The 26937-nt window shown below is 37.2% G+C and carries 24 protein-coding genes; 15 read left to right on the forward strand and 9 right to left on the reverse strand.

Translation table 11 applies throughout. The features are described 5' to 3' along the window. The first annotated feature begins 537 nt into the window (after window positions 1-537). Window positions 538-1722: a 6-bladed beta-propeller gene (locus IEV57_RS06715; RefSeq protein ID WP_188440939.1), complete on the forward strand. Its 1185-nt coding sequence runs from the start codon at window positions 538-540 to the stop codon at window positions 1720-1722. Between the two features lie 292 nt (window positions 1723-2014). Here the strand turns inward: IEV57_RS06715 and IEV57_RS06720 are convergent, their stop codons facing one another. The 3 genes from IEV57_RS06720 to IEV57_RS06730 are packed head-to-tail and all read right to left on the reverse strand — an operon-like array spanning window position 2015 to window position 5840. Further along, window positions 2015-2509: a hypothetical protein gene (locus IEV57_RS06720; RefSeq protein ID WP_188440941.1), complete on the reverse strand. Its 495-nt coding sequence runs from the start codon at window positions 2507-2509 to the stop codon at window positions 2015-2017. Between the two features lie 6 nt (window positions 2510-2515). Beyond that, the gene (locus IEV57_RS06725) at window positions 2516-3622 is read right to left on the reverse strand and encodes a ferredoxin--NADP reductase (protein WP_188440943.1); all 1107 of its coding nucleotides are present in this window, start codon (window positions 3620-3622) and stop codon (window positions 2516-2518) included. Between the two features lie 13 nt (window positions 3623-3635). Then, on the reverse strand, window positions 3636-5840 hold the full coding sequence (locus tag IEV57_RS06730; protein WP_188440945.1) for a DUF5916 domain-containing protein: 2205 nt from the start codon (window positions 5838-5840) through the stop codon (window positions 3636-3638). 153 nt (window positions 5841-5993) lie between these two features. Here IEV57_RS06730 and purB point away from each other — a divergent pair, with 153 nt between their 5' ends. Then, window positions 5994-7340, forward strand: a complete 1347-nt coding sequence (purB, locus tag IEV57_RS06735; protein ID WP_188440947.1) for an adenylosuccinate lyase — start codon at window positions 5994-5996, stop codon at window positions 7338-7340. Between the two features lie 193 nt (window positions 7341-7533). Further along, complete coding sequence (locus IEV57_RS06740) at window positions 7534-9099, forward strand: SulP family inorganic anion transporter (RefSeq protein WP_188440949.1); 1566 nt, start codon at window positions 7534-7536, stop codon at window positions 9097-9099. Here IEV57_RS06740 and ctlX read toward each other — a convergent pair. Then, entirely contained in the window at window positions 9096-10031 is a 936-nt protein-coding gene (gene ctlX, locus IEV57_RS06745) for a citrulline utilization hydrolase CtlX (protein WP_188440951.1), read from the reverse strand. The genes IEV57_RS06740 and ctlX overlap by 4 nt on opposite strands. 744 nt (window positions 10032-10775) lie before the next feature. Here ctlX and moaA point away from each other — a divergent pair. From moaA to moaCB, 7 genes are all read left to right on the forward strand, one after another. Continuing rightward, on the forward strand, window positions 10776-11759 hold the full coding sequence (gene moaA / locus IEV57_RS06750) for a GTP 3',8-cyclase MoaA (protein ID WP_188440954.1): 984 nt from the start codon (window positions 10776-10778) through the stop codon (window positions 11757-11759). A gap of 36 nt (window positions 11760-11795) precedes the next feature. Then, window positions 11796-12962: a molybdopterin molybdotransferase MoeA gene (locus tag IEV57_RS06755; protein ID WP_188440956.1), complete on the forward strand. Its 1167-nt coding sequence runs from the start codon at window positions 11796-11798 to the stop codon at window positions 12960-12962. Between the two features lie 4 nt (window positions 12963-12966). Beyond that, on the forward strand, window positions 12967-13701 hold the full coding sequence (locus IEV57_RS06760) for a sulfite exporter TauE/SafE family protein (RefSeq protein WP_188440958.1): 735 nt from the start codon (window positions 12967-12969) through the stop codon (window positions 13699-13701). Window positions 13702-13724: 23 nt separating this feature from the next. Then, on the forward strand, window positions 13725-13958 hold the full coding sequence (locus IEV57_RS06765) for a MoaD/ThiS family protein (protein ID WP_188440960.1): 234 nt from the start codon (window positions 13725-13727) through the stop codon (window positions 13956-13958). Window positions 13959-13961: 3 nt separating this feature from the next. Further along, window positions 13962-15035, forward strand: coding sequence for a ThiF family adenylyltransferase (locus IEV57_RS06770; RefSeq protein WP_188440962.1), 1074 nt, complete (start codon window positions 13962-13964; stop codon window positions 15033-15035). 11 nt (window positions 15036-15046) lie between these two features. After that, window positions 15047-15493 (forward strand): molybdenum cofactor biosynthesis protein MoaE, encoded by a 447-nt coding sequence (locus tag IEV57_RS06775; protein ID WP_188440964.1) that lies wholly within the window; start codon window positions 15047-15049, stop codon window positions 15491-15493. A gap of 105 nt (window positions 15494-15598) precedes the next feature. Continuing rightward, window positions 15599-16504, forward strand: coding sequence for a bifunctional molybdenum cofactor biosynthesis protein MoaC/MoaB (gene moaCB / locus IEV57_RS06780; protein WP_188440966.1), 906 nt, complete (start codon window positions 15599-15601; stop codon window positions 16502-16504). 103 nt (window positions 16505-16607) lie between these two features. On the opposite strand, the gene IEV57_RS06785 is transcribed toward moaCB, so the two are convergent. The 4 genes from IEV57_RS06785 to IEV57_RS06800 form a co-directional block, all read right to left on the reverse strand. Beyond that, on the reverse strand, window positions 16608-19139 hold the full coding sequence (locus IEV57_RS06785; protein ID WP_188440968.1) for an ATP-dependent Clp protease ATP-binding subunit: 2532 nt from the start codon (window positions 19137-19139) through the stop codon (window positions 16608-16610). 80 nt (window positions 19140-19219) lie between these two features. Next, window positions 19220-19840, reverse strand: a complete 621-nt coding sequence (locus tag IEV57_RS06790) for a WbqC family protein (RefSeq protein ID WP_188440970.1) — start codon at window positions 19838-19840, stop codon at window positions 19220-19222. Window positions 19841-20071: 231 nt separating this feature from the next. Next, window positions 20072-20701 (reverse strand): L-threonylcarbamoyladenylate synthase, encoded by a 630-nt coding sequence (locus IEV57_RS06795; protein WP_188440972.1) that lies wholly within the window; start codon window positions 20699-20701, stop codon window positions 20072-20074. A gap of 57 nt (window positions 20702-20758) precedes the next feature. Next, window positions 20759-21163, reverse strand: a complete 405-nt coding sequence (locus IEV57_RS06800; protein WP_188440974.1) for a (deoxy)nucleoside triphosphate pyrophosphohydrolase — start codon at window positions 21161-21163, stop codon at window positions 20759-20761. A 77-nt stretch (window positions 21164-21240) separates the two neighbouring features. Here IEV57_RS06800 and mltG point away from each other — a divergent pair, with 77 nt between their 5' ends. From mltG to IEV57_RS06815, 3 genes are read left to right on the forward strand one after another with little or no spacing between them, the layout of a single operon-like run. Then, window positions 21241-22284, forward strand: coding sequence for an endolytic transglycosylase MltG (mltG, locus tag IEV57_RS06805; RefSeq protein WP_188440976.1), 1044 nt, complete (start codon window positions 21241-21243; stop codon window positions 22282-22284). A 1-nt stretch (window position 22285) separates the two neighbouring features. Beyond that, window positions 22286-22693 (forward strand): acyl-CoA thioesterase, encoded by a 408-nt coding sequence (locus IEV57_RS06810; RefSeq protein WP_188440978.1) that lies wholly within the window; start codon window positions 22286-22288, stop codon window positions 22691-22693. Between the two features lie 10 nt (window positions 22694-22703). Next, window positions 22704-23654, forward strand: coding sequence for a YihY/virulence factor BrkB family protein (locus IEV57_RS06815; RefSeq protein ID WP_188440980.1), 951 nt, complete (start codon window positions 22704-22706; stop codon window positions 23652-23654). Between the two features lie 66 nt (window positions 23655-23720). Here the strand turns inward: IEV57_RS06815 and IEV57_RS06820 are convergent, their stop codons facing one another. Next, window positions 23721-24509, reverse strand: coding sequence for a tetratricopeptide repeat protein (locus IEV57_RS06820; protein ID WP_188440983.1), 789 nt, complete (start codon window positions 24507-24509; stop codon window positions 23721-23723). A gap of 131 nt (window positions 24510-24640) precedes the next feature. Here IEV57_RS06820 and IEV57_RS06825 point away from each other — a divergent pair, with 131 nt between their 5' ends. Continuing rightward, window positions 24641-25066: a heavy-metal-associated domain-containing protein gene (locus tag IEV57_RS06825; RefSeq protein ID WP_188440985.1), complete on the forward strand. Its 426-nt coding sequence runs from the start codon at window positions 24641-24643 to the stop codon at window positions 25064-25066. Window positions 25067-25089: 23 nt separating this feature from the next. After that, window positions 25090-26166 (forward strand): globin family protein, encoded by a 1077-nt coding sequence (locus tag IEV57_RS06830; protein ID WP_188440987.1) that lies wholly within the window; start codon window positions 25090-25092, stop codon window positions 26164-26166. Window positions 26167-26937 lie beyond the last annotated feature (771 nt).

The raw sequence follows: 26937 nt of genomic DNA on the forward strand, positions 1-26937 counted from the left end.
AAACAAAAAAACCTTATTGAAACTGATTTCAATAAGGTTTTTGTAAATAATTTTAAATCAATACGTTACAGGGTTTTTACCAACTATTTTTGACCATTAGATCATTTTTATGAAATATAGAAAATAAGTATGTTTTTATTTACCCTAAAAAATAAGTGCAATCTTTTTCATTTATAAAAAATAACAGAATTTTATGTGTTTACTTTTTGGAATTTCATATATATATTGCGATGTACGAACAATGAATTTTTGATCAAAGAATGTTTAACTTTAAAAACAAATTATTTATCAAAAAGATGATTTATGCAGTTCTTGCATGTTTAATGATGACGTTTGCATTTACAGTAAATGCATAAGAAGAAGAGGAGGATATTGGTGGGTATGAATTAAAGATTAAAACCTGTCCTCTAAATACCGAAAAGAAAGTTAAAAGGTGTGATTGGGTATGGCATGATTCATATTGCGATCCAAGTGTTCAAGAGTTATGTTAATTTTTAAATGGTGTGGAAACACACCATTTTTTTAATTTTAAATAAAATGAAGATAATTCCTCTTTTTGCCTTGATTTTAACCTTAAGTTGTAGTTCGAAAAATAACTCTCTTAATTCTGAAAAAATTTATGTTTCCTTAGATAAATCACAAGTAGGTTATATTTCTGAATTTGTCAACGAAATCGAGTACGTGATTTTAGGTTATGAAAGTTCAAGTTATTTGTCTTTCCCAAAAAAGATTAAGTTTGATCAAAATCAGAATATTTATGTGAGTGATGATGTTCTTCATTCACTTTTTATATTCCATCCTGACGGAAAATTCAACTTTTCTTTAAAACCATCAGGAAGAGGGCCTCGTGAGTTTGTTAATATCTCCGATTTCAATTTGATTGAGGATAATATAATGATCCTTGATAATGCAATTGGTAAGATCATAAAATTCGATTTATCAGGGAATTTTATCGAAGAATTTAGATTCAGAGATAAATCAACTCATTTTTTTCAAAAAAATGACTATTTACTAAAATTCACAAGCTATAGATCAGAGTATGAAAACTTCAATTTTATGAGGTACAATCTTCTTGATGGGAAGAACTCTGGTTATGTGCCATTTCCTATCGAAAAAGAATCTATTGGAAACTTTGATTTGCATTATAGCTTTATCAATAACTTAAAGGATAAATCGGTATATTATAACATCCCTTATTCTTATGAAGTTGCGGAATTTGACATCGAATCAGGCGATTTACAAGATTTATTGGTATTTGATTTCGATAAATATAATTTAAGTACATCCTATTATGAATTACTTAAAGGTGGAAGAGTTGAATCAGAAAAATTCAATAGTGAAGTCTCAGAAAAGAAACTTGTCAGTGAAGTTGCCACTTTTCTTCCTTTTGAGAAATTAAATTATATAAGTGTCGTTCAAGGGGAAAATTTTTCAAGGCATACTATTTTGATGGATAAAGAGAAAAATATAATATTTCAGAGAAAAGATTTATCCAACGATTTGGATGGTGTGAATTTGAATAGAAATCCTTGGTCATTTACTGATGATGCTATTGTATATTTGGATCATGCGAGCGGGTTTCTGGATAAATATAAAAACAGAAATGAATTGAAAAATGATCCTACAAAGAGTAATCTTGAGGAGTTTGTCTCTAAGTACGATATTGAATTAAAAGATGACTCTTGGGTTTTAGCTAAATATAAACTCAAGGATATAAACTAAAAAACGGTCAATCCAAATTTTAGGAAAAACTACTTTATACGTGAAAGAAAAACTAAACTCTTTCAGTGTTGTTTGTGGGGATTATTGTCTCATTTCCCCATGGGTTTCACCCACGGCTATTGAGAAGTTTAACCCTTTCTCCAAAATAAGGCACTTCGCGGTCTATGGATTAAAGATGATGGTCTCTTTTTCCCAAAAGTTGAAACTCTTAAAAATTGAATCCCAAATCTTGCTTCTCACTTCTTAACTCTTTTTTTCTTACGTCTTATATCTTGCATCTTGCGTCTCAATTCTACCCTTCTCTCGTCTTAATCTTAATCACTCTATCCTTTTCTTCACCTTTTAATCTCAGCAACCTAACTATCCGATCTGGAGTAGGCTTGCCTAGGGATAAAAACACCAATGTCAAGGCATAGGCAATGATATAGCCATTGTTTTCAAAAAGCAACAAACCCAAAGGACATAAAACACTACTCAATAACAAAATCCAAAATCTACGAATGGTTGCTTGTTCGTAAAGTGTGATTTTGGTTTCCAAGTCTGGATTGAGGGTAAGAATGTTTTTTATGGCATTGTGGAAATTCCAATAATGAAAAGCCAACAATACGTAAATCAAACCCAATAAAATAAAATCTGCTATTTCAGGCAGATTGTAGGAGGTTCTGGTAATGGACTCACTTTGTGAATAAAGATAAACAACAGCAAAGAAAGGAATGGAACAAGCGATTAAAATCAACGTGTTCCGTTCCAGTTTTTCGTAAGTGATTCTTATGGGGTCTTTTTCCAAGATTTTTTATTCAATGATGATTTTGATATCGCTGCTCGCAGGTTTGGAAGAACAGCAGAGAATATATCCTTCTGCAATTTCGCTTTCACTCAGACCTGCATCCTCGATCATGTCTACTTTTCCTGAAACCAATCGGCCTCTGCAAGCGGTACACAAGCCACTTTGACAACTGTATGGCATGTCAATACTATTGTCCAAGCCTGCTTCTAAGATCGTCTTCTCTGGAGCAACTTCATAAGTGTAGTCTTGTCCCTCTACGTTTACAGTAATTTCTCTTGTAAGTGAAGGTGCCATTTCACCACTGGCCTTTAGTGCTGATTCTTTTGCATCTAAATCAGTGTAGAAACTTTCTTCATGAATCAAATCAGAAGATATATTGAGTTCTTTAAAAGTGTTCAATGTAGTGGTCATCAAACCCTCAGGTCCACAGACGAAATACTTCAAGCTTTCAGCTCCCTTGTGTTCACTCCAACTCAAAACTTCTTTGAGTTTGATAGAGTCCAACCTTCCATTCATACCAGACCAAGTTGGGCTTGGCTGACTGAGGTTGTGAATGATTTCCAATTTTTCTGGATACTTTTCTTTTAGCTGCTCAAACTCTTTTTTGAAGATAATCTGTTCCTCATTTCTTGAACAAAAAAGTAGTGTTACTTTAGAATCTGGTTCATTGACTAGCACAGACTTGGTGATTCCCATGATAGGAGTGATACCACTACCTCCAGCGACCATCATATAATGCGTCTTGTTTTTGGAGTGAAAAGGAGTGGTGAAATTCCCCATAGGCTTCATGATGTCTATGGTTTTACCAGGTCGGATGTGGTCATTGAGATAGTTAGAAACTACTCCTTGATCCACTCTTTTTACAGTTATTCCTGGGTAGGGATCTACAAATGGAGAAGTACAGAGACTGTAAGATCTTCTTTCCTCTTTTCCATTTATTTCTAATATGACAGTGATAAATTGCCCTGGCTTGTAATCTAAGTATGGTTCAGGTTGCTCAAAGAAAATGCTCACCGTATCAGGTGTTTCTTTGACTACTTCTCTTACCTTAAGAGATAAATATTGATCTCCTTTCGAAGGCTCTGATTTTTTCTTTTTGAATAAATTAAACATTCCCGCTTTTCCTTTACACGTTAATCCAATACGTAAGCTTCAAAATTAATGCACGATTCTTAATTTGTAAGCTTTCTGGATGATAATTATCTGTGTAAACAACAAAGAAATCAGAAACTGGTTTAAATCTCCATTGAAAACGGGTATTTATATTGACGTTATTGATCTGACTATTGTATTGGACAAAGGTGCTCAGAAAGAGTTTGTCTGTAAATGAAATCTCAGCTCTTGGACCAACTAACCACAAGTTTCCTGAGCTATAAGGCTCTGGAAGCTCTATTTTGTTGTATTCGGCAAACATTGAAATATTGCCGTAGGGCTGGAACCTGTAATTCAAATTGGTATTGACAAACGCTCTAGTACCATTAAAAAAACCACCATAATAAGTTGTCGCAGAATAATTAAATAATTTTCTCCTATCAGAGGTGTAAGTGATTCCAGTTCTTAAATAAGAGTAGTCAGTTCCAGCTGCCAATCGCTCTCCTCCAGATCGGGTTGGGTCAAAGGAATTGAAAAGATAGACGTATTCGTTAAAAATTCTGTATTGAATTGTTGAAGTGTTTTTAAAGTAAAGCCTATAGACAAACGAGATAGTTTCATCTGTTTTTAAACTAAAATCACGATCTGCATACATATCATATCTGATCTGAAATGTCTGCTGAAATATTTTATCATTATCAACCACATGTCGATAGACTATATTAGGTTCAAATCTCCAATAGGATCGTCTTGGTACGAAACCTGTTTCTGCATTGTAAGAGTCTCCTACATATTCATGATTCCATTGAAGTTTCCATCTTTTGGAGTTGTAATCTAGATAACTTGCATGTGCTTTGGTGTCTCCAGTTTTTTGAGGGCTGAATGATTGATGATAAAAGAATTTTCCTGTCCATTTATTGTCTTTGGAAGCCAAATTATAATCTAATCCTAAAACACGATTGTAGTCTGCAATTGGGTTGGAATCCCCAACTTGACCCGTAGTCTGTCTATTGACAAAAATGGCAGCGATATTTGATCTACTGAACACCTTCTGCTGCACAGTAGCTACTGTGTAATTTTGCCCGGGATATCCGACCGCATCTTCCGTAGCTGTTTGCATATTCAGAAGTCCTACTCTCAGGTCATCACTAATGTTTCCATTTAGTCTTGCCCCATAGAGAATTCTGTTGTTGGAACTACGCCCCAAACTATCAGTCGCTATGCCTATTCTTCTGGAGAAAAATGGCCTGATGCTTCTAAAACCATAATCACCGAATAAATCGGCATTTTCTAGAAAGAATTGTCTTCGCTCTGGGAAGAAAAGTTCAAAACGGTTTAAGTTGGTCTGCTGCTGATCTACTTCTACTGTGGAAAAGTCAGGATTAAACGTCAAATCGAGGTTCAAAGAAGGTGTTATGGCAATCTTAGCATCAAGTCCAGCAGCGTATCCTCCATTTATAGGCTCCCCAGCTTGATAATCTTTGGATGCACTTGTCGCGGCATAAGGAATCAAAGCGATATTGGATCCAGGTTTTTTGAGTGGCTTGTCCCAATTCAAATAGCCAGTAAAAGCCAAGCTCCCAATTCTTTGATTTAAAGGAACAGGCACCCAAGATGTCTGCTCGAAATTTTTTCGGTCATTTCTGATAAAGTTAACTTTCCAGTATTCAGATCCTTCCGTGTAGCGGAGTGTTTTGAATGGAATCGCCATTTCTACTTCCCATCTGTCTTCGTATCTTTTTACTTCGGAAAACCATTTGTTGTCCCAAACACTTGAAACTCGATCACCACTATTGACCAATCCTTCCATTTGTATGTTGAAAGGGGAGACTGCAAACATGAATCCATTGTTCCCATCGTCATAGGGGCCAATTATGATAGCAAAAGCATCATTTTGATCAAAATTAAAATCTCTTTTTAAAGAGCTAATCACATAGTCCCCTGGTGTTTTTGTATACAGTGTAGCAGCGACGTACAGAAAATCCTGGTCATATTTTAAACGAACCTCAGTTTTTTCCGTAGCAGGCAGACCTTCTTTTGGGATTTGTTGGATAAAATCAGAAATAATAACAGATTTTCCCCATTCGTCTAGATTGATTACTCCATCTATAGTCATGGCAGAAGTTGTAGGACTCACTTCAAGTCCAAACTCCTTGTCGTTTTTGCCTATTTTATCATTTGCAAAAACTAAAGAACTTGAAATAAGAAAGGCAATTATACTTGGGTATATAAATTTCATCGGTGCAAAAATATACCAAGGACTTCTTTTGGACTACTTCTATTTTTCCTTCGGTAAATAGAAAAGAAATACGAGGGGGATTTTATTATAAATGGAAGATGTTTTTTGCTGTAGAAAGACTAAATTTGCGCTCTCTAAACAAAATCCAAAGCCATGAATTTGACTAACCTGACAGCCGTTAGTTCCATAGACGGTAGATACGGTAGCAAAACCGCCCCGCTAAGTGCATACTTCTCAGAATTTGCCTTAATTAAGTACAGAGTGCACGTAGAAGTAGAATACTTTATTGCACTTTGTGAGCTTCCCTTGCCTCAATTGAAAGGTTTTGATAGGAACCTATTCCCCTCACTGAGAGCTTTGGTGAAGGACTTCAATACAGCAGATGCGGAGAGCATCAAGGAGACAGAGAAGGTGACCAACCATGACGTCAAAGCCGTGGAATATTTTCTAAAGGAAAAATTTGATGGATTGGGATTGGATGAATATAAGGAGTTTATCCACTTTGGACTGACCTCGCAAGACATCAACAATACGGCCACGCCGCTGATGCTGAAGCATGGACTTGAAGAAGTTATAATGCCTGTTTTGGAGGAAGTGTTATCAAGATTAAGAACTAGGGTAGAAGAATGGAAAGATATCTCCATGCTCGCGAAGACGCATGGTCAGCCTGCTTCTCCGACAAAATTGGGGAAAGAATTTCAGGTTTTCGTGACAAGAGTTGAAAAACAATTGGAGCTATTGAAGCAAGTTCCTTATTCGGCTAAGTTTGGCGGTGCAACTGGAAATATGAATGCGCATCATGTCGCTTATCCAGAGATTGATTGGATGCTTTTTGCAAATGGATTTGTTGCAAATTATCTTGGATTAGATAGAAGCTATCCAACCACGCAGATCGAACATTATGACAATCTCGCCGCACTTTTTGATGGATTGAAGCGAATCAATACCATTCTTCTAGATCTTTCAAAAGATGTTTGGCAATATGTAGCAATGAACTACTTCAAACAAAAAATCAAAGTGGGAGAGATTGGTTCTTCAGCTATGCCACATAAAGTCAATCCGATAGACTTTGAAAATGCAGAAGGAAACTTGGGGATTGCAAATGCCCTTTTAGAACATCTAGCAGCCAAACTCCCAATCAGTAGATTGCAAAGAGATTTGACAGATAGCACCGTTTTGAGAATCATCGGTGTGCCACTTGGACATATGTTGATTTCATTTGAGTCTTTGAATAAAGGATTAAATAAATTAGAATTGAATGCCGATGCTTTGGAAGCTGACCTAGAAGAAAACTGGGCTGTAGTAGCAGAAGCATTGCAAACTGTACTAAGAAGAGAAGGCTATCCAAAACCATATGAGGCGCTCAAAGACCTCACAAGAACCAATACCAAAATTACAGCAGGTTCTATAGCCAACTTTATAGATTCTCTCCAAGTTTCTGATATTGTAAAGGCTGAACTCAAGCACATTACACCTTTCAATTATACAGGAATAGCATAGATTAAGGTATGAAAATAGGAATCCTGCCAATATTTGAAAACTCAACTATTGGCAGGATTTAATTGAATTTTCTGTTTTATTTTTCAAAATATTACGCTTCTAAGTGCACTCTAGAATCTAAAAATTCTATTTTTACATTAATTGGTATTTGGAGTATTTAAATATCAAGGATAAACCCAGCTAATGTAAACCTATGAACAAATCAAAAAATATTTTTTCCCATTTGGGATCAGATCTCCCTGCGGGATTAGTAGTCTTTTTAGTTGCTCTTCCTCTTTGTTTAGGGATTGCACTCTCTTCAGGAGCACCTTTATTCTCAGGAATTATTGCTGGGATAGTTGGAGGAATTGTCGTAGGCTATCTTTCCGGATCAAGTACCTCTGTCTCTGGACCAGCTGCTGGTCTTACTGTCATTGTATTAAATGCAATAGCAGATTTAGGTGCATTTGATATTTTCTTGCTTTCAGTCGTTATTGCTGGAGTTTTTCAAATTATTTTAGGTGTTGCCAAAGCAGGTATAATTGGGTATTATTTTCCAACATCTGTAATCAAAGGAATGCTTGCTGGAATTGGGATTATATTGATAATCAAACAAATTCCTTACGCTTTTGGTGTGAATGAAACACAAAATTTAGCTAAGTACATCCCTTTTGTAAATGACTGGGAAGCGGTATTAGATTTGAGGAATTTGGCTAATGAGTTTGATTTTGGCGCACTCATCATTACAATCATTGCATTGACAATTTTGATTCTTTGGGATAAGCCATTTATCAAGAAAAATAAAGTTCTAAACATTATTCCAGGCCCACTTTTAGTCGTGATGTTAGGGGTTGGGATCAATAAATTCTTCAAGTTTTTTGTACCGAATTTATATTTGGATGTCGAGGACAAAGTGGTTTTGCCTCAGGTTCAAAGTTGGGATGGATTTACAGATTTATTTATGTTCCCCGATTTCACCCAAATCGGAAATCCTGATGTTTGGATTGTAGCTTTTACGATTGCGATTATAGCGAGTTTGGAGACTTTATTGAGCCTTGAAGCTGCTGACAAAATAGATCCCTACAAAAGAGTTTCTCCACCAAATAGAGAGTTGTTTGCGCAAGGGACAGGGAACATTATCAATGGACTGGTAGGTGGTCTTCCTGTAACAGCAGTAATTGTAAGAAGTTCTGCCAATGTCACTTCAGGAGCTAGAACGAAAATGTCTGCTATTTTTCACGGCCTACTTTTGGTCTTGAGTGTTCTCTTGATTCCTGGATTGCTGAATTTGATTCCACTAGCTTGTTTAGCAGCTATTCTCTTGCAAGTCGGATATAAATTAGCGAAAATCTCCCTATTCAAAACCCAAGCTAAATTAGGTTGGGATCAGTTTTTACCTTTTGTGATCACTATTTTAGGGATTGTAATATTTGATTTGTTGATCGGTATTGGCCTTGGAATGGGAGTGGCGATTGTCTATATTTTGCTGAGAAATTTCCAAAATTCTCACGTGTTGACTGCAAGAGAAAATGTGGATTCTCCTGATACACTAAGAATCATACTTTCAGAAGAGGTGAGTTTTCTGAATAAAGGCTCTTTAATCAAAACTTTAGACGAGATTCCTGATGGTAAGCATGTCATCATTGATGGGTCAAATTCTAAAATCATTGACTACGATGTTTTGGAAGTGATCGAAAATTTCAGGATCAATGCAAAAGAAAGAGACATTGAAGTCGATACCATCAAAATTAAATCAGTAAAAGTAGGAGGGATGCATTAACCCTTCGGAAGGAAAATTTCAGCCATCATACAGCGCGCACTGCCACCTCCTAATTTCTCTATAGTTGGGATCTCAGGACTGATGATTTCTGTATGTTTGAGTATGTTTTCTTTCTGAGCTTTGCTCAAAGCGTCAAAGGCAGCTTTGGACATTACTGTGAATTTTTCACCCTTTTGGTTTTGTACTTCTAGCATATTTCCAGCAAAATTAAACTTCTGTTTTGCTGTAATAGGGATGATTTTTTTACCGGAAAGTTCTAGTTTGCTTTGGAGATTCAATCGCTCTGAAGTATTCGAAATACTTTCCAAGCAGACGATCGCAATCTCAGATCCCACATGCATCATGACATTGGTATGATAAATTGGAGAAATCTCCCCGTTGATGGTTTGAGTCGCATCAAAATCCACAATTTCATAATCTATCAACCTTCCAAGATATTGTAGTGGAACAGCGTGTGTTCTCAAAGAGCGGCATGCGTAAGCAATTTTGTTTTCTCGATCTAAAATCAAGCTACCGGTACCTTCTAAGTATTGATCATCTTGTTCGAAAAAACTCAAATCAATAACCTCCTCAATCTTAAACCCCAATTCCATCAATTTTTCGATGATATCTTTTCTTCTTTCCAGTCTTCTATTCGGTGAAAACATCGGGTAAAGGATCACTTTACCATCTGCGTGTGTGCTAAACCAATTGTTAGGAAATATGGAATCAGTTTTCTTTGGATCATCACTATCTTCAATTACTATGACAGCAATACCTTTGCTTTCTAACAAGGTAACAAAACCATCAAATTCTTTTTGTGCTATTTGATTGATTTCACCAGAATCTCTATCATCCTGTTTTTGGTAAAAGTTGTTCTCAGCAGTTTCAGGATTAAATCCAAAGTTCGCCGGGCGAACCATCAAGATGGTAGAAGTAGTCTGTGCAGGCATAGTTATATGATTTTCTCCTGCGAATTTATAGAAAAGTGAGGGTTTTTGAGGTGGTAAATAAACTTTTTTAACATGCTATGTTAATTAAGGTCGATGCCATGCGGAGTCGGGGATGGATTGTAGTGTTTCTAATTCCAAAGGTTACACCAATGGTTCCGCTACAGCGGACTCAGTATTGATAGGTTAGACCCTTTCAAGGTCTGTAATATAAACCAAGATTTATCTTACGGATTTTTGACCATGAAGTCACATCCTGCCAAAAGTAAGGTCAGAATTAAAAATACTGGTTCCTTGGTAGCGTGGTCTTGGTTTTTAACCTTTTGAAGATTTTGGTTAGTAACATACGACTTCTTTGTGGTCGCTAATAAGTTCCGACCACGAAGTGGTCAAACTTTTCAATAACCCTAGGTGAAACCTAGGGATGAAAATACTTTAGCTCCTCCAACAACCCTGAAAGGCCTGCCTGGCGCAGACAGGGTTGAACTTTCAAGGAAACTGAAATCAAACCTAAAAACCTTAAGGCTTTGGGATAATCATAATTCCACTTATCTTTAAAAGTATACCAACGAAAATGTGCTCCACTATTTTGATCAGCCTTTTACCAATGGTCTGGAAATAGAAATATTAAAACTGTAAATTTACATTTGGTAAAAATTTGGCTTTGATTATTTTCATCACCTCTTTCTTTGCCAAAGAATAAAATTGATTTCAAAAGAAACTTACTGAGTTTCAAACCCAAAGAATATGATCGTAGATCAATACCAAAGAGTCCATAACTACCTCAGAATCTCACTGACTGATGTGTGCAATTTGCGTTGCAAGTATTGCATGCCAGTAGAGGATTATCCCTTTATGCCAAAGGAGAATCTGATGCAAGCTGCGGAAATTGCGGAAATTGCGAAGGTATTTGTAAGCCTTGGTGTAGATAAAATCAGATTGACGGGTGGAGAACCGATGGCAAGAGCTGATTTTAAAGAAATCCTGGCAGGACTTTCCAATCTTCCCGTTTCTCTCACAATCACGACAAATGCCACTTTGCTAGACAGGTATCTTGATCAAATGATTGAAGCCGGAATGAAAAGTATCAATATCAGCCTTGATACCCTCAATCGTGTGAAATTCATCGAATTAACCCGAAGAGATCGATTTGACGTCGTCCAAAAAAACATCCAACTCGCTGCTGATGCAGGATTGAAAATCAAAATCAATGTCGTCTTGATGAAAGGCACAAATGAGGATGAAATATTGGATTTTATAGCATTGACAAAAGATAATCCCTACGAAATAAGATTTATTGAATTTATGCCTTTTGAAGGGAATAAATGGGAACACCAAATCGTCCTTCCCAAAAAAGAACTTTTAGAGAAAGTGGGTGCTGCTTATGATATTTTTCCAACGAAAAGAGATATTCATGACACGAGCGAACCTTATGGCATCAAAGGACATCAAGGAAGTTTTGCAATCATCAGCACCATGACAGCCCCATTCTGTGCGGGTTGCAATAGGATGCGTCTTACTGCGGATGGGAAAATGAAAAACTGCCTTTTCTCCAAAGGAGAAGTGGATCTTTTGACTGCCTTGCGCGAAAGTGGAGATGTGGAAGGACTGATTCGAAAAAGTATTTGGAACAAAGCTGAAAGGCTAGGAGGTCAGATGGATTCAGGTGCAATGTCTGAAATCAAAACGGAAAATCTGAAAAATAGAAGTATGATTAGCATTGGAGGTTGATTTTTTTCAATAAATATGCATTCTTATCTATAAAATATGATCACAGTACAAGAGGCCAAAACAATCTTATCAGAAATACCTATTAATAGAAGAACAAAAACGCTCCCTATAGCCAAATCAATAGGGATGTTTTGTGCAGAAAATATTGCGTCCCCAATCTCAGTTCCTTCATTTGATAATTCAGCGATGGATGGCTATTCGCTTGCATTTGAAGATTTGAAATCTGAAATGGAAATTTCTGGGGAAATCAAAGCGGGTGATTCTTCTATGAATAAATTGAAGACTGGTACAGCAGTCAGGATTTTTACAGGAGCACCAATACCTGAAGGTGCGGATACGATCGTCAAACAAGAAATAGTCACCCTTCAAAAAGGAAAGTTTGTCGTCGACCCAAGTCAAGTCAAACTAGGAGAATTTGTCAGAAAAGCTGGCACGCAATGTCAAATAGGACAGGAAGTTCTCCGAATTGGAACCGAACTTTCCTCTGGAACAGTTGCTCTTTTGGCCTCTTTGGGAATCCAAGAAGTTAAGGTTTACGACATACCCAAAGTAGGGGTGATCCTAACCGGAGATGAAGTAGTTTCTTCCGATCATGAACTCCAACCTGGACAGATTTATGATGCAAACGGACCAATGTTGCGTACAGTCTTGTCGCAATTGGGAATTGATGTGGAGTTTGTCGAAAAAGTAAAAGACGAAGCGGAAGCAGTTGAAAATTCAATTAAAATACTCCTTGAAAAAGTAGATATTCTAATCCTCAGTGGAGGGATTTCTGTTGGGGATTATGATTTTGTAAGGCCTGCTTTGCAAAATTTGGGGGTAAGGGAGCTCTTTTACAAAGTAGCCCAGAAACCCGGAAAGCCACTTTATGCAGGGACTTTGGGTACTAAAACGATCTTTGCATTACCAGGAAACCCATCGTCTTCGCTTTCCTGTTTTAGGATTTATGTCAGTCCTTTTATCAGGAAGTTTTTTGGAGCTGATCATGCTTTTGAAACACAATTCAAATTCCCTTTAGCAGAATCTTTTCAGAATGATTCTTCATTGACATTTTTCTTCAAATGTGTATTAAAAGCAGGAGAAATTCATCTCCTCAGTGGTCAGGAATCTTTCAATTTGATCGCATTCAATCAGGCCACAGGATTGGTTGAAATTCCGGCGTCAAATCAAAAAGAACAAGTATTCAATTATTACCCTTTCTAAAAATATGGATTGGTGGATGATTTTCTTGTTTTGTCTTTTGCCTGTGGCAGCATTTTTATATGCAGCTGTAGGCCATGGAGGAGCAAGCAGTTATTTGATGATCCTCACGCTGATGGGATTTCTTCCTGAAGATATTCGACCTTCAGCATTGCTGCTTAATATTTTTGTGTCTTTGATTTCTTATTTGAATTTCAGAAAAAGTGAATCCCTACAGAAAGATCTGTTCTTTTCATTGATCATATTTTCCATTCCGGCTGCATACATAGGTGGTACAATCTTATTAGAAACAACGATTTATAGAAAATTATTGGGTGTCATTCTACTATTTCCAGCTTTGAGATTCCTGTCTTTTTTTCCAGAATCCACAAAGCCCGTAATCGAGCGAAAAGTCTGGATGGCTCCAGTGTTGGGAATCTTGATCGGATTGCTCTCGGGATTGGTTGGAATTGGTGGAGGAGTTTTACTTACACCGATTATTTTGATGTTGGGTTGGGCCAATGTCAAACAAACAGCTGTGATATCTTCCTTGTTTATCTTCTTGAATTCAATTGCTGGTTTTATAGGAGCAGGGTCATTGGATTTTGATCTGCCCAATCAGTTTTGGATCTTGATCCCCTTGACGATTTTTGGAGGATTGCTAGGAGGATATTTTGGTGCCAGAAAATTCAGCAACTCCGCGCTGAGGTATTTACTTTGTGCAGTTTTGATATTTGCCTCAGTCAAATTGTTAATAAATTAAAAGTTTTAGTAAGTTAGATTCAAATGGTGTTAACAATAAAAGTATTTGGTAAAATTTCAGAGGAAATAGATCAGATGGAATTTTCTATAGAAAATCCAGGGAATGTTTCTGCTTTGATCGAAAAGTTGCAGGCTCAATTTCCACAAATCCAAGAGTTGAAATATGCTATTGCAATCAATCACCAACTTGCCAAACCTTCTGAAGACATTCCAGATGGGGCAGAGGTAGCACTTTTACCACCTTTTTCAGGAGGATAAGTAATGGATAGATTTGATCGACATTATAATCTGAAAGGCTTTGGAAAGGCAGGACAAGAAAAGCTCCAAAACGCCAAAGTGCTTGTGGTTGGAGCTGGAGGTTTGGGTTGCCCAATACTTCTCTATTTAGCTGCTGTAGGAGTTGGTAAAATCGGGATTGTCGATGGTGATAGTGTTTCTGAATCGAACCTCAGCAGGCAAGTTCTTTTTGGTCAACATGACTTGGGTAAAAATAAAGCCAAAGTTGCAGGGAAGATTCTCAATGAAAAATATGCAAACTTAGAAGTCGAGGTTATACCCGAATTTCTCAGAACGGATAATATCATCGGATACTTGCAAGACTATGATTTGGTCATAGATGGTTCTGATAATTTCCCGACAAGGTACTTGGTCAATGATGCTTGCGTTGTGCTCAACAAACCGCTTGTATTTGGAGCTCTGTATCAGAATGAAGGTCAAGTTGCCGTTTTCAACGCAAAAGGGAGCAAATCAATAAATTACCGTGATATTTACCCAAATCCACCTTCAGCAGGCGAAGTTCCAAATTGTAATGAAATCGGGATTTTGGGAGTCTTTCCTGGGATCATTGGTTGTACGATGGCAGCTGAGGCGATCAAGCTGATTTCTGGTTTCGGGGAAATACTAGATGGTAAAATGCACTTCTATAATTTCTTGAATCATTCGGATTATAAAATTGAATTAACCAAAAACCAGCAAAGCTATCAAAATAGGCCAAAGTCTATCGAAGATTTACAAAGCATGGATTACCAAGATTTCTGTGGCCTTTCTGCAGATATTTCTTGGGAAGAAGTTAGAACTTTAATGCACGACTTTCCTGATGCCTTCTTGGTGGATGTGAGGGGGAAAGATGAGGAGCCCCAATTAGAAGGTTTAGCATTTCAGCAGATTGAAACAGATCAAATTGATGCTTCTTTAGATAAAATAGCTCAGCATGATACCATCTTGCTTTTTTGTCAAACAGGTATCAGAAGTGCAAAAGCGGCAAGGAAACTTCAGGAAAAATTTCCAGATAAATATATCAGGTCAATTAAGGGAGGGATAACCTCTTTCAAATAAATATTGCAAACATGGAAAAACTAAGAACACCAAAAAATATATTTGTACAAGGACCTATTTCACCGATAAAAATAGCTAATTCCATCGCTAATCATGCGACTAAAACGGATATTGGAGGACATAGTATCTTCTTGGGACAAGTCAGGGCAGATGAAAAGGATGGTGGAACAGTTCGCGCTATTGCTTATACCGCTTACGAAGAAATGGCCTTACAAAAGGCTTTTGAGATTAGAGAGGCTGTTTTTTCGAAATATCCGCTGACCTGTATGCATATTTACCACAGCTTGGGTGAAGTGAAAACAGGTGAAATCTGTCTCTTTGTCTTCACTTCTTCCAAACATCGAAAAGCTGCCATGCAAGCCTGCGAAGAACTCGTCGAGCGCATCAAAGCCGAACTCCCCATCTGGGGCAAAGAACTCGTCGATAATGACACCTCAGTCTGGAAGGAAAATACTTGAAAGGAATATCTTACTTTCTGACTTATTAAATTTATATCAAGAGTATTTTATCTTACGTCTTGAGTCTAACGTCTCAAATCTCATTTCTCACATCTCAATCGAAAAATGGTCAACATCACCCACAAATCCCCTTCATTAAGAAAAGCCATTGCACAGGCTATTGTCAAAGTAAGTTCTGAGGTGACAATTGATGCCATTGTCAATCGCAAAGTTCCCAAAGGAGATGTGTTTGAAATGGCAAAAGTAGCGGGATTGTTTGCCGCAAAAAGAACTGCTGATATGATTCCAGACTGCCATCCACTGCCAATAGAATTTACCGCAGTGAGTTATGAGATCAAAGGCTTGGAGATTTATGTGATGGTGGAGATTCATACCATTTACAAAACAGGGGTGGAGGTAGAAGCCATGCACGCTGCTTCGGTGGTAGCGCTAACGATGTATGACATGCTGAAGCCAATTGATAAGGAAATAGTCATTGAGAAGATACAGCTGATGGAGAAAAAAGGAGGAAAGTCTGATAAGAAAAAGTATTTTCCAGAATTGAAGGCTGCTGTGGTGGTTTGCTCTGATACGATCTCAAAAGGATTAGCAGAAGATAAATCAGGGAAAATCATTCAAGGGAAGCTTAATGATTTTGGTTTGCAAGTTTCGGGAATTCAGATAATTCCTGATGAAGCAGAGCAAATAGAAAAGGTATTAAAAAAAGCCGAATCAGAAGCTGTTGACTTGATTATTTTTAGTGGAGGTACAGGTTTGTCTCCTAGAGACATTACGCCAGATACCCTCGAGCCATTTATTGACAGAAGGATAGTAGGCATTGAAGAAGCGATTAGAAAATATGGACAAGAGCGTGTACCGACTGCATTTTTATCCAGATCTCTTGCAGGAGTGAGAGGGAAAATGTTGGTTCTAGCCATTCCCGGTTCTTCAGGAGCAGCCAATGAATGCATTGATGCAATATTTCCTTCAGTGCTTCATGTATTTGATGTGATCAAAGGGGAGAGGCATTAATACAAATGAAATGTTTTTGGGAAATTTATTGTATACTTTCAAACCAAAAAAAAGCGGCTAGTTTTCCTAGCCGCTTTTGAATTATAATCGATTAAGCTAGATTTTATTCAGCTTTCTCTTTTTTGTTTACCGTAATGATGAGCTCTTCACCTTCGCCTGAATAATCAGCCATGATGATATCTCCCTCAGATAACTCTCCTTTCAGGATTTCTTCTGCTAAAGCATCTTCCAAATATTTCTGAATTGCTCTATTCAGCGGTCTAGCTCCATACTGTTGATCATACCCTTTTTCGGCTAAGAAATCTTTTGCCTTTGGAGTAAGCTCAATATTGTATCCCAAATCTGTGATTCTGCTGAATAGTTTGTTCAAGCTGATATCAATGATTTGATGAATATGAGATTTTTCTAATGAGTTGAATACAACGACATCATCTAATCTATTTAGGAATTCAGGACTAAACGCTTTTTTCAACGCACTCTGTATAGTCGATTTCATGATATCATCCATGTTGTCAGCCTTCGCCTTGTTAGCAAAACCGATACCTGCTCCGAAATCTTTTAGATCTCTAACACCAATATTAGATGTCATGATGATAATCGTATTTCTGAAATCAACTCTTCTGCCTAATCCATCTGTCAAAATTCCATCGTCCAATACTTGAAGTAGAATGTTGAATACATCAGGGTGAGCTTTTTCAATTTCATCCAAAAGCACTACAGAATAAGGTTTTCTTCTAACTTTCTCGGTCAGCTGACCACCTTCTTCATAACCAACGTATCCCGGAGGTGCTCCAACCAGTCTCGATACACTGAATTTCTCCATGTATTCAGACATATCAATTCTAACCAAAGAGTCGTCTTTGTCAAATAGATATGTGGCAAGCATTTTGGCTAACTCAGTCTTACCAACTCCTGTAGGGCCTAAGAAAATGAAGGAACCAATTGGCTTCTTCGGATCTTTCAATCCAACTCTAGTTCTTTGAATTGCTTTGGTCAATTTCTTAATTGCTTCATCTTGACCAATAACTTTTCCCTTGAGTTCTTCCGTCATATTTAGGAGTTTTGCACCTTCTTTTTGTGCAATTCTTTTTGCCGGAATTCCAGTCATCATCGCAATTACCTCTGCTACATTGTCTTCTTCGACCTTGTATCTTTTGGATTTGCTATCTTCTTCCCACTTCACTTTGGCAGTTTCTAATTGCTCTAAGAGTTTTTTCTCCTTGTCTCGCAACTGTGCTGCCTCTTCGTATTTCTGACTTTTTACAACTCTGTTTTTCTCTATCTTGATCTGCTCAACTTCTTCTTCCAGCTTGAGGATGTCCTCTGGCACGTGAATGTTGTTGATGTGCACACGTGCACCTGCTTCGTCCAAAATATCAATTGCTTTGTCTGGCAAGAATCTGTCAGAAATATATCTATCAGATAACTTCACACATGCCTCAATAGCTGCATCGGTGTAGATCACATTGTGGTGATCTTCGTATTTGTCTTTGATATTATTCAAAATCATGACAGTTTCCTCAGGAGTGGTAGCATCTACCATTACCATTTGGAATCTCCTTGCTAAAGCACCGTCTTTTTCGATGTACTGTCTATATTCGTCAAGGGTAGTAGCACCTATACATTGAATTTCTCCTCTAGCCAAAGCAGGCTTGAACATATTCGATGCATCCAACGAGCCACTTGCTCCTCCAGCTCCTACGATGGTGTGCAATTCGTCAATAAACAAGATGACATTTGGAGACTTCTCAAGCTCGTTCATCACGGCTTTCATTCGCTCTTCAAATTGACCTCTATATTTTGTGCCTGCTACCAAAGATGCAAGATCTAAAGTGACTACACGCTTGTTGAAAAGTACACGAGAGACTTTCTTCTGAATGATTCTTAAAGCCAAACCTTCTGCAATAGCTGTCTTACCAACACCAGGCTCACCAATTAGGATTGGATTATTTTTCTTTCTTCTAGATAAGATTTGAGCTACACGCTCGATTTCTTTTTCTCTACCAATAATTGGATCCAACTTGTCGTCTTCTGCCATCTTGGTCAAATCTCTGCCGAAATTATCTAGAACTGGTGTTCTTGATTTTTCAGCGCCAGGTTTTGAAGAACCTGAAGATCCACTGCCTGAAGAAGAACCAAATAATTTGCTCCCATCCTCGTCAGGATCATCTGCTTCAGCTTTTGATCTTGGACCTGAATCAGTCTGAAACTCTAACATCTCTTTTACTGAATCGTAATTGGTGTCAAATTTCTGTAAGATTTGAGTAGCAATATTATCTTCATCACGCAAGATGGACAGAAGCAAATGCTCTGTACCAATCAATGCACTCTTGAAAATTTTAGCTTCTAAGTAAGTGATTTTTAACACTTTTTCTGATTGCCTAGTCAATGGGATATTGGCAAGGTTTTTTACATTATGGTTTGCAGTACCTTTGACAGCACGCTCCACGGAGTTCCTCAGTTCATCCAGAGGTACTCCCAACTTTTTCAATATGGAAACAGCCACGCCTTCACCCTCACGAATCATACCCAGCAAGAGGTGCTCCGTACCAATGTAATCATGTCCCAAGCGCAAAGCCTCTTCGCGACTTAGTGAGATCACCTCTTTGACTCTGTTCGAAAATTTTGCTTCCATTTATATCCTTTCTAAATGATTTGAATTCTTATCTAATGTTACCGAATTTGTTTTAAAAACACAATCCTTTTGCTGATTGTTCAATGATTTTTTTGTGACTTGATCAAAATGTCTTTTGATTCGGGTCCCATACAAAATAATAAATCAATCAGGCTCATGTTGGGAACAAAGTCTAAGCCAAACAGCTGACTGTATGGGAGTGCATCATAGATGTCTCTTTCGGCATACCCTGATTTTGCGTTTATTACCCCTCTGATGTCTTTTATTTCACTTTTCACAATGGTTTGATCGTAATTTTTAACCGATATGTCAAGTTGTAATAATTTCAGACAAACTGTCAGTAGTTCTCTGTTAAACTCTGTTAATAAGTCAAATTTCTTCAAAAAGACCTGTTCGAGATAGGGGAAATAAAACTCAAAGAAAGGAGCTTTTCCATAGGCACTTTGAATCCCCCTCAAATGAACATTCATCCATTTTTGACTATGATCTATTTTAATCTGACTTGTTTTTACGTTTTTATTGCCACCGATTACGGGAATACTTAATGTTTCTACTTTGTTAGCAAGTCTAATTTGAGTCCTGTTTCTGTAAGTTTGCTTTTGATAGTTTTCATCCAAATCGAGAAAAATTTCTTTCTCATGTTGGATTGCTACAAAGTATTCAATTGGTGGTAAATAAAATAACTCGGTGATGATCGCCATGTACTTATGCTAACTTGATTGGCTTTAATTAATTTTATTTTCTATATATCCGCTTTTACCCCAGTAGTCATTGATAGTATTGTGTGATTTCATTTTAATCAGCTCTTTTCTGTTGACACTTGCGCGTTGCGGTGTAGTTGACTCGGGGCTACTATCCGCATTATTTTAAGTGAATTATTTAAATACTCATGTCATTGCGGAAAATCATATTTTATTTAATGGTGTCAGGGATTACAAGATGTCTTCTACATTTCCTAAGCCTTGTCTGACGATTTCTATTTCTTCATTGGTGCAGTCTAAAATTGTAGAAGCAACATTGTTTCCATATCCTCCATCAATGACGATATCAACGAGGTTTTGGTATTTCTCATAGATCAATTCTGGATCAGTGCTGTATTCAATTACGTCATCTTCATCCCTGATGGATGTGGTCAGAATAGGTTGGCCCAATTCTTTGACCAACAAACGAGGAATTGGATGGTCAGGAACTCGAATACCGATCGTTTTCTTATTACTATTGAGGATTTTTGGAACTGAATTGTTTGCTTCAAGGATAAAAGTGTAAGGGCCAGGAAGGGCTTTTTTCATCATCTTGAATACGGGTGTGTTCAGCGCACGTGTGTACTCCGCAATATTACTCAAATCGTAACAGATGAAAGAAAAGTTGTGTTTTTTGGCTTTAATGCCCTTGATTTGGCAAATTCTTTCTACTGCGCGCTGATTGTGAATATCACAGCCCATTCCATAGACAGTATCTGTAGGGTATATAATTACCCCACCATTTCGAAGTGTGTCTACGATCTTTTGTACCTTTTTGGGGTCAGGATTTTCTGGATAAAGTTTGATGAATTCAGCTGCCATAATTTTAATGTTTTGAGAGTAGATTAGCCTAATTCGTAGTTGGGTTCAAATGCCGATTTAAGTTTTGGAAAATTTGTTCTGTAGAAATTCTACAATTGTAAGATCTGCTTCTGCCCAATCTAATTGGTTCAATTCGCTAAAGCAAACCCAACGTATTTCTTTGTGTTCCTTCAACATAAAATTACCACCTATATAGCTACAAATAAAAGGAATTAGTTCAATTTCTTTCTTTTGAGGGTAGCTATGATAATGGCTTTCTAGCTCTTCTGAAATTTTTATATCAATGTTGAGCTCTTCTTTAATTTCTCTGATGATACAAGCTGATGCGGTTTCTTCTGCCTCAATTTTTCCACCGGGAAACTCCCACAGTAGGGGATGGGACATCTTTTCGCTTCTTTGGGCACAGAGAACGCGATTGTTTTTGACAATGATGGCACAGGTTACTCGAATAGCGGATTGCATCAATTTGGAAATTTAGTAAGTCTGTTGAACAAAATTCCCTATTTTTGCGCCTAATCAAAGTGATTTCTCTTAAAATTATGCTTGAGGATAAAAAAACAAAATACTATCTCATCGCCGTCATTACTTTCTCGGTACTGTTGACCTCACTCTCTTTCTACTTTTATCAGGCTTTTTTCAGCCCAAACACGCTTTTGGAGAAAGAAGAACCTTATATGCTTCAAATACCGACCAATGCCACATTCAAAATGGTCTCTGACAGCTTGTATAAGGATGAAAAAATTCATGATGTCATCACTTTCAGTTTTGTGGCCAAAGTACTTGGTTACCAAGAAGCAGTCAAGCCGGGCCTTTATAAAATAATGCCTAAAATGAGCAACTTGAATGTAGTTCGTCTTCTCCGCTCTGGAGATCAGACACCTGTGAGAATTACTTTCAATAATGTGCGCACAAAAGAAGACTTAGCAGAGAAGATTACGAGTAATATTGAAGTAACAGAACAGCAGTTTTATGATTTGCTGCTTGATTCTGTAAACATCCGAAAGTTTGGCTTTGATGAAGAAACAATTATGGGTATGTTCATTCCAAATACTTATGAAGTCTGGTGGAATACCAGTGCGGAAAAGCTATTTGACAGAATGTACACAGAGTATGAGAAGTTTTGGACTGATGAGCGAAAAGAAAAGGCTAGACTTTTGGGATTGACACCACAAGAAGTATCCACGCTCGCTTCAATCGTGCAAGCCGAAACGCAAAAGGCTGATGAAAGACCAAAAGTCGCGGGAGTTTATCTCAATAGGTTACGGATTAGCATGCCTTTGCAAGCAGATCCTACATTAGTATTTGCATCTGGTGACTTTAGCTTAAAGCGTGTTTTGAACATCCATAAAGAGCTGGATAGCCCCTACAATACATATAAATATATCGGATTGCCTCCGGGACCGATCAATCTTCCTGAAATATCTGCCTTGGATGCAGTATTGAATTTTGAGGAACACAGTTACCTCTATTTCTGTGCAAAAGAAGATTTTTCTGGTTACCATGCCTTTGCAACAAATTACAACGAGCACTTGAATAATGCACGTCGGTATCAAAATGCATTAAACAAAGCTAAAATATATTGAGATGTTCCAAGCAGAAACACAAATCAGGGTACGCTATGCAGAAACAGATCAAATGGGATATGTTTATTATGGCAATTATGCCATGTACTTTGAAGTAGCGAGGGTAGAAGCGCTTCGCTCTATCGAATTTTCTTACAAGAAAATGGAGGAGGAGGGAGTGATGATGCCTGTTTTGGAGCAAACTACGAAGTACCTGAGACCAGGGAAATACGATGAACTTTTGACTATCAAAACAAGCATCAAAGAAATGCCCGGAATCAGAATAGCATTTGAATACGAGGTTTTCAATGAAGGTGAGGAATTGATCACTACAGGGAAGACAATTCTAACTTTTTTGAAAAAAGACACACATAAACCAAGCAGACCACCTCAATATTTACTAGATTTATTGAAACCATATTTTGAATAAATTTTTTTCAGTGGAAAAAAGAATCAGACTTCTATCGATCAAATTTACCCGCGAGGCAAAAAAACTCAGACATATCCATTTTGGAAATCCTGATCAAAATCTCTATGACGTCGGAAAGATTTTCATGGAACAGATTCGAAAGGATGAAATTATCGAAAGAGCTGGCTCCGTTGCATTCAGCTTTACAGTAGCCATGTTTCCACTGCTCTTATTTCTCCTGAATATTATTCCTTACATAGGGTTCTTTTTTGAGAATGTCACTACTCAAAATATTTTGTTATTTATTGGGGAAATTATCCCGCCTAGTATTTACTCGGAAGCTGAATCTACCATTATGGATATTGTGAGTAAGCCTCGTCAGAGTTTGCTTTCCTTAGGTTTTTTCCTTGCTTTATTCTTAGCCACCAATGGTGTAATATCCCTGATGAGTGCATTCAATGCGGTTTACAGAACAAAAGAAAACAGAAATTTTTGGAAAACGAGGTTAATTGCAGTCGGTATTATCTTAGTCCTCGTATTGACCATCTGTGGAGCTGTGGTTATCATGGTTTTGGGTAGCAGCGTGTTATATAGAATCTCAGATTGGGAATTTGTATCTAGCAACTTGTATTATTACCTTCTGGCTTTTTTCAGATTCTTCACGTTATTAGCCGTGTTTATGATCGCTACTGCATACATCTTCCGCTTTGCACCCGCAGTGCATGACAAATGGAAATTTTTCTCCACAGGATCCACTACAGCTGGATTTTTAATTACAGCAAGTTTTTATCTATTTTCTTTCTACCTCAATAATTTCGCGACTTACAACAAGCTCTATGGTTCCATCGGGACAATGTTGGCAGTGATGTTATGGCTATTCATTACATCCTTGATCATCTTGGTTTGTTTTGAAATCAATGTTTCCCTAGACAAAGCAGCAAAGAAGAAAATGGTGACAAGAGCATTGGAAAACACTTTATAATCTAAATAACACCTTCATTCTTTACTTAAAAAGTACATAAATCTAAAATTTCAACTTCATCCTTTCCTAACAGTCTTCCATATTCAGCTTTGCTACTTCGCTTCCTCTGTTTGCGGCAAGCGTCAAGTACTTGCAAGCACTGGGATCATTGATTATTTTTTTGCACAGCCCCAATTGGGTTAAAGAATTTAGATGTTCTGGATCTTTTTTGAGATAAGTTTCAAAGTCCTCAATTGCCCAATACACAAATCCCATGGACATGCGAGCAAGTCCTCTATTATATAATGCAGTCATATTTTCAGGGTCGTACATGAGGCACATATTGAAGGAACCTGCAGCACCGTCAGGGATGCCTAATTTAGACCTTGCGATACCTTGATAAAAGTAGACCTTAGGATCTTTTGGTTTTAATTTGGCGGCTATAGAAAAAAATTCATCTGCACTTTTGAAATTTTCATTCATGATCATAGCTCTACCAAGCAGATAAATAATTTCAAAATCATTTTCATCATATTTCGCGGCAATAAGCAAGTGTTTTTCTGCATTCACATAGTTTTCTTGTTTCCAATATAATTTCCCAATTCCTGCATGTGCTTGTGCATATCGGGGATCTATGCTGATGATTCGCTTATAATCTTCCAATGCCTCTTCGAAGCGCTCCAGCTCCTCATAGGCTCTCGCTCTCAAGTGGAGGGAGTTGATGTCTGTAACATTGATAAATAAAGTTTGGGAAAATTCTCTGATGGCTTTTTCATATTCTCCATTCCTAAAGTGAATTTCTCCCTCCGAGAAACTCCCTAAACAAGAAGTTGTGAGCAAGGCAACAAAAGCCAAGTACTTGGTTATCTTTTTCATAAAAATCAATTTTATCAAAACTAATAAAATAGACGATTAATTAAAAAAGAAATTGAATCTTTTTTTCATCTACACAATCCAAGTTTAAAAGTCACTTCGTATATCATCCAAATCTTTAAAATTATTGAGCCATGTTCAAAAAAATTATTATTGGATGCTTAGTCCTTTTTTCAGCTTTGGTAGTGACTTTAGCTGTACACATTTATTTGGTAACACAACCTAAGGGTAACGAAGGACCAAATTTAGCCATGAGTAGGATTGACTTTGATTCACAGTTGGATTCACTTGAGGCTGTAAAAATCAAAAAATATACGAGTTTGATAGAGGGCGTCAGAGATGTTCGAGTGAATCTATCTTCTGGTCACATGATATGTTTGTATGATAGAAACAAACAAGCACCTCAAGACATTATCGAATCGATCAGCAAAGATTTTTTGGTACAAGCAAGCCTTTTTCAACCATCTGATGAAATGCTAGCTCAAAGTTGCCCCGCCATTAATAAAAGTTCACTTACCTACAAACTTGGAGCCTTCTTCCAGAGGACCTTTGAAAATTAAACTAAAACCAAATTTTAATGATTATGAAAAAAGTAAATTACTGGTTATCCAGTGTTTTGATTGGAGCCATGGCGGTTCTCTCATCCTGTAATGATGATGATGATCAGCCAATGATGATGGATGATTCGTTCTACGCAGTGCAGTTGGGTGGCGAAACGAGAGTTTCGGATCCTAATAATCCTGGTCAAATGATAGAACAAGGTTTTCTAAACCTAAGGACGGTAGTTACAAACACTGTATTGACTATTGCAACAAACGAAGACGGTAAATATGATGCTTTACAGCCGTATTTTAGTGTGTTATTGAACGAAGTAGGAAGTGGAGAGACCTCAGGTTTCACAACGTTGGTTTCTGATTTCACAGAATTCCTAGCAGAAGCTACAGGTTCGAAAAACTTCACGTATAGTGGTTTGGATATGGAAGCAGCACACGATCCTGCGAGAAACTCAAGAATGAATGGTCGTATCAACAATGCAGATTATGATTTATTTGTTCAAGCGGTAGTAGAAGGTGCAGCACAAGCAAATATCACTTCAAGTGAAGTAATAGGTCCCGTAGGTCAATTATTGGAATCTGTAAGACAGCCAATTGTACAAAGAGCAGACGGAGAAGGTTTGGATTTGTACACTAGATTGGGAGGAAATGTCTTGGTAGATGTATCCGCAGATGGTGATCCTGCAAGATTGGTAGAAGCGGGTTATGCACCATTAGAGGCAGTCGTAACGAGCACAGTTATGATTATTGCTACAAACGAAGATGGTAAGTATGATGCCTTGCAACCTTATTTCTCAGTTTTATTAGCTGAAGTAGGAGCTGGAAATTTTTCAGGCTTTACAACTTTGGTAACAGACTTCTCTGAATTCTTAGCAGAAGCAATTGGTTCGGTAAATATCGAATACTCTGGTTTGAACATGGTTGATGCACATAATCCTGCTGTTAATTCAAGAATGACAGGGTTGGTATCCGCGGAAGACTATGATTTGTTCATCGGAGCAGTAGTCGAAGGAGCAGTTGAAAACAATGTACCTGAAAGCGTAATTGGAGAATTTGGAGCGCTATTAACTAGCCCAGGTTTGAAAAATGCCATCGTACAGAGATAAGTGAATTTAATATCGGTTTTATTTAGAAAAAGGTCAGCTTTGTGATAAAGCTGGCCTTTTTTTTGTCATTTGTAACTCATGATTTGCCTTTACGTCGTCCATCCCTACGGGACTTTCCCTTCATCGCAAGTTTCCTAGCACGGTGGGTTGAAACCCACCGTTAAGATGTCTTTCATGCCGCTGGCACTGGAAGGCTGGTATATCGGATGAAAGTGAGATTTTCTAGAAGCTCCATAGGAGCGACCGATATACTAATCATGGATTTCAATCCATGATCTGAATGAAACAAGGTAATCCAGAAGTCACGTAGTGACGACAGATATATTTTTTGATCAGTGAATTGTATAAAATTTAGCTCTTTTAGCTTCGAGAATTATATTGTTTTATACTTTAAAATGAATTTTATTAAATATAAGATTTTGCATCCTCGCGATTTTCGGGGCAACCATTTTATGGTTGAAAAGATTAAAAATTTGATTTCTCTGAAGTCTAAACAACTTATAAACAATTTTTTTTTAAAAATTCAGTCTAAATCTATCCTATAGCCTAATAATAATAGTCTTTTACTACTTATTGTAAAATAGAAATGATTATTAAGTAAAAATTATTAGTAATTATTTGAATAAGAATAATATTTTATATTTAAATCAATACCGAAATGAATCCTAGTTTTTTAATTTAAAATTAGGTAGTTAACAAAATTATATTTTGGTTTTAAACTGATTTTACCGTGGTGAAATTTAATTTATTAATTTAATAATTAAACTTTTT

The organism is Belliella aquatica (genome assembly GCF_014637795.1).
GTDB lineage: Bacteria > Bacteroidota > Bacteroidia > Cytophagales > Cyclobacteriaceae > Belliella > Belliella aquatica.

Excerpts from the sequence above, each read along its gene's own strand:
- IEV57_RS06715 (WP_188440939.1), top strand. The coding sequence starts at position 538 with ATGAAGATAATTCCTCTTTTTGCCTTGATTTTAACCTTAAGTTGTAGT.
- IEV57_RS06725 (WP_188440943.1), bottom strand. The coding sequence starts at position 3,622 with ATGTTTAATTTATTCAAAAAGAAAAAATCAGAGCCTTCGAAAGGAGAT.
- IEV57_RS06730 (WP_188440945.1), bottom strand. The coding sequence starts at position 5,840 with ATGAAATTTATATACCCAAGTATAATTGCCTTTCTTATTTCAAGTTCT.
- purB (WP_188440947.1), top strand. The coding sequence starts at position 5,994 with ATGAATTTGACTAACCTGACAGCCGTTAGTTCCATAGACGGTAGATAC.
- IEV57_RS06740 (WP_188440949.1), top strand. The coding sequence starts at position 7,534 with ATGAACAAATCAAAAAATATTTTTTCCCATTTGGGATCAGATCTCCCT.
- ctlX (WP_188440951.1), bottom strand. The coding sequence starts at position 10,031 with ATGCCTGCACAGACTACTTCTACCATCTTGATGGTTCGCCCGGCGAAC.
- moaA (WP_188440954.1), top strand. The coding sequence starts at position 10,776 with ATGATCGTAGATCAATACCAAAGAGTCCATAACTACCTCAGAATCTCA.
- IEV57_RS06755 (WP_188440956.1), top strand. The coding sequence starts at position 11,796 with ATGATCACAGTACAAGAGGCCAAAACAATCTTATCAGAAATACCTATT.
- IEV57_RS06760 (WP_188440958.1), top strand. The coding sequence starts at position 12,967 with ATGGATTGGTGGATGATTTTCTTGTTTTGTCTTTTGCCTGTGGCAGCA.
- IEV57_RS06765 (WP_188440960.1), top strand. The coding sequence starts at position 13,725 with ATGGTGTTAACAATAAAAGTATTTGGTAAAATTTCAGAGGAAATAGAT.
- IEV57_RS06770 (WP_188440962.1), top strand. The coding sequence starts at position 13,962 with ATGGATAGATTTGATCGACATTATAATCTGAAAGGCTTTGGAAAGGCA.
- IEV57_RS06775 (WP_188440964.1), top strand. The coding sequence starts at position 15,047 with ATGGAAAAACTAAGAACACCAAAAAATATATTTGTACAAGGACCTATT.
- moaCB (WP_188440966.1), top strand. The coding sequence starts at position 15,599 with ATGGTCAACATCACCCACAAATCCCCTTCATTAAGAAAAGCCATTGCA.
- IEV57_RS06785 (WP_188440968.1), bottom strand. The coding sequence starts at position 19,139 with ATGGAAGCAAAATTTTCGAACAGAGTCAAAGAGGTGATCTCACTAAGT.
- IEV57_RS06790 (WP_188440970.1), bottom strand. The coding sequence starts at position 19,840 with ATGGCGATCATCACCGAGTTATTTTATTTACCACCAATTGAATACTTT.
- IEV57_RS06795 (WP_188440972.1), bottom strand. The coding sequence starts at position 20,701 with ATGGCAGCTGAATTCATCAAACTTTATCCAGAAAATCCTGACCCCAAA.
- IEV57_RS06800 (WP_188440974.1), bottom strand. The coding sequence starts at position 21,163 with ATGCAATCCGCTATTCGAGTAACCTGTGCCATCATTGTCAAAAACAAT.
- mltG (WP_188440976.1), top strand. The coding sequence starts at position 21,241 with ATGCTTGAGGATAAAAAAACAAAATACTATCTCATCGCCGTCATTACT.
- IEV57_RS06810 (WP_188440978.1), top strand. The coding sequence starts at position 22,286 with ATGTTCCAAGCAGAAACACAAATCAGGGTACGCTATGCAGAAACAGAT.
- IEV57_RS06820 (WP_188440983.1), bottom strand. The coding sequence starts at position 24,509 with ATGAAAAAGATAACCAAGTACTTGGCTTTTGTTGCCTTGCTCACAACT.
- IEV57_RS06825 (WP_188440985.1), top strand. The coding sequence starts at position 24,641 with ATGTTCAAAAAAATTATTATTGGATGCTTAGTCCTTTTTTCAGCTTTG.
- IEV57_RS06830 (WP_188440987.1), top strand. The coding sequence starts at position 25,090 with ATGAAAAAAGTAAATTACTGGTTATCCAGTGTTTTGATTGGAGCCATG.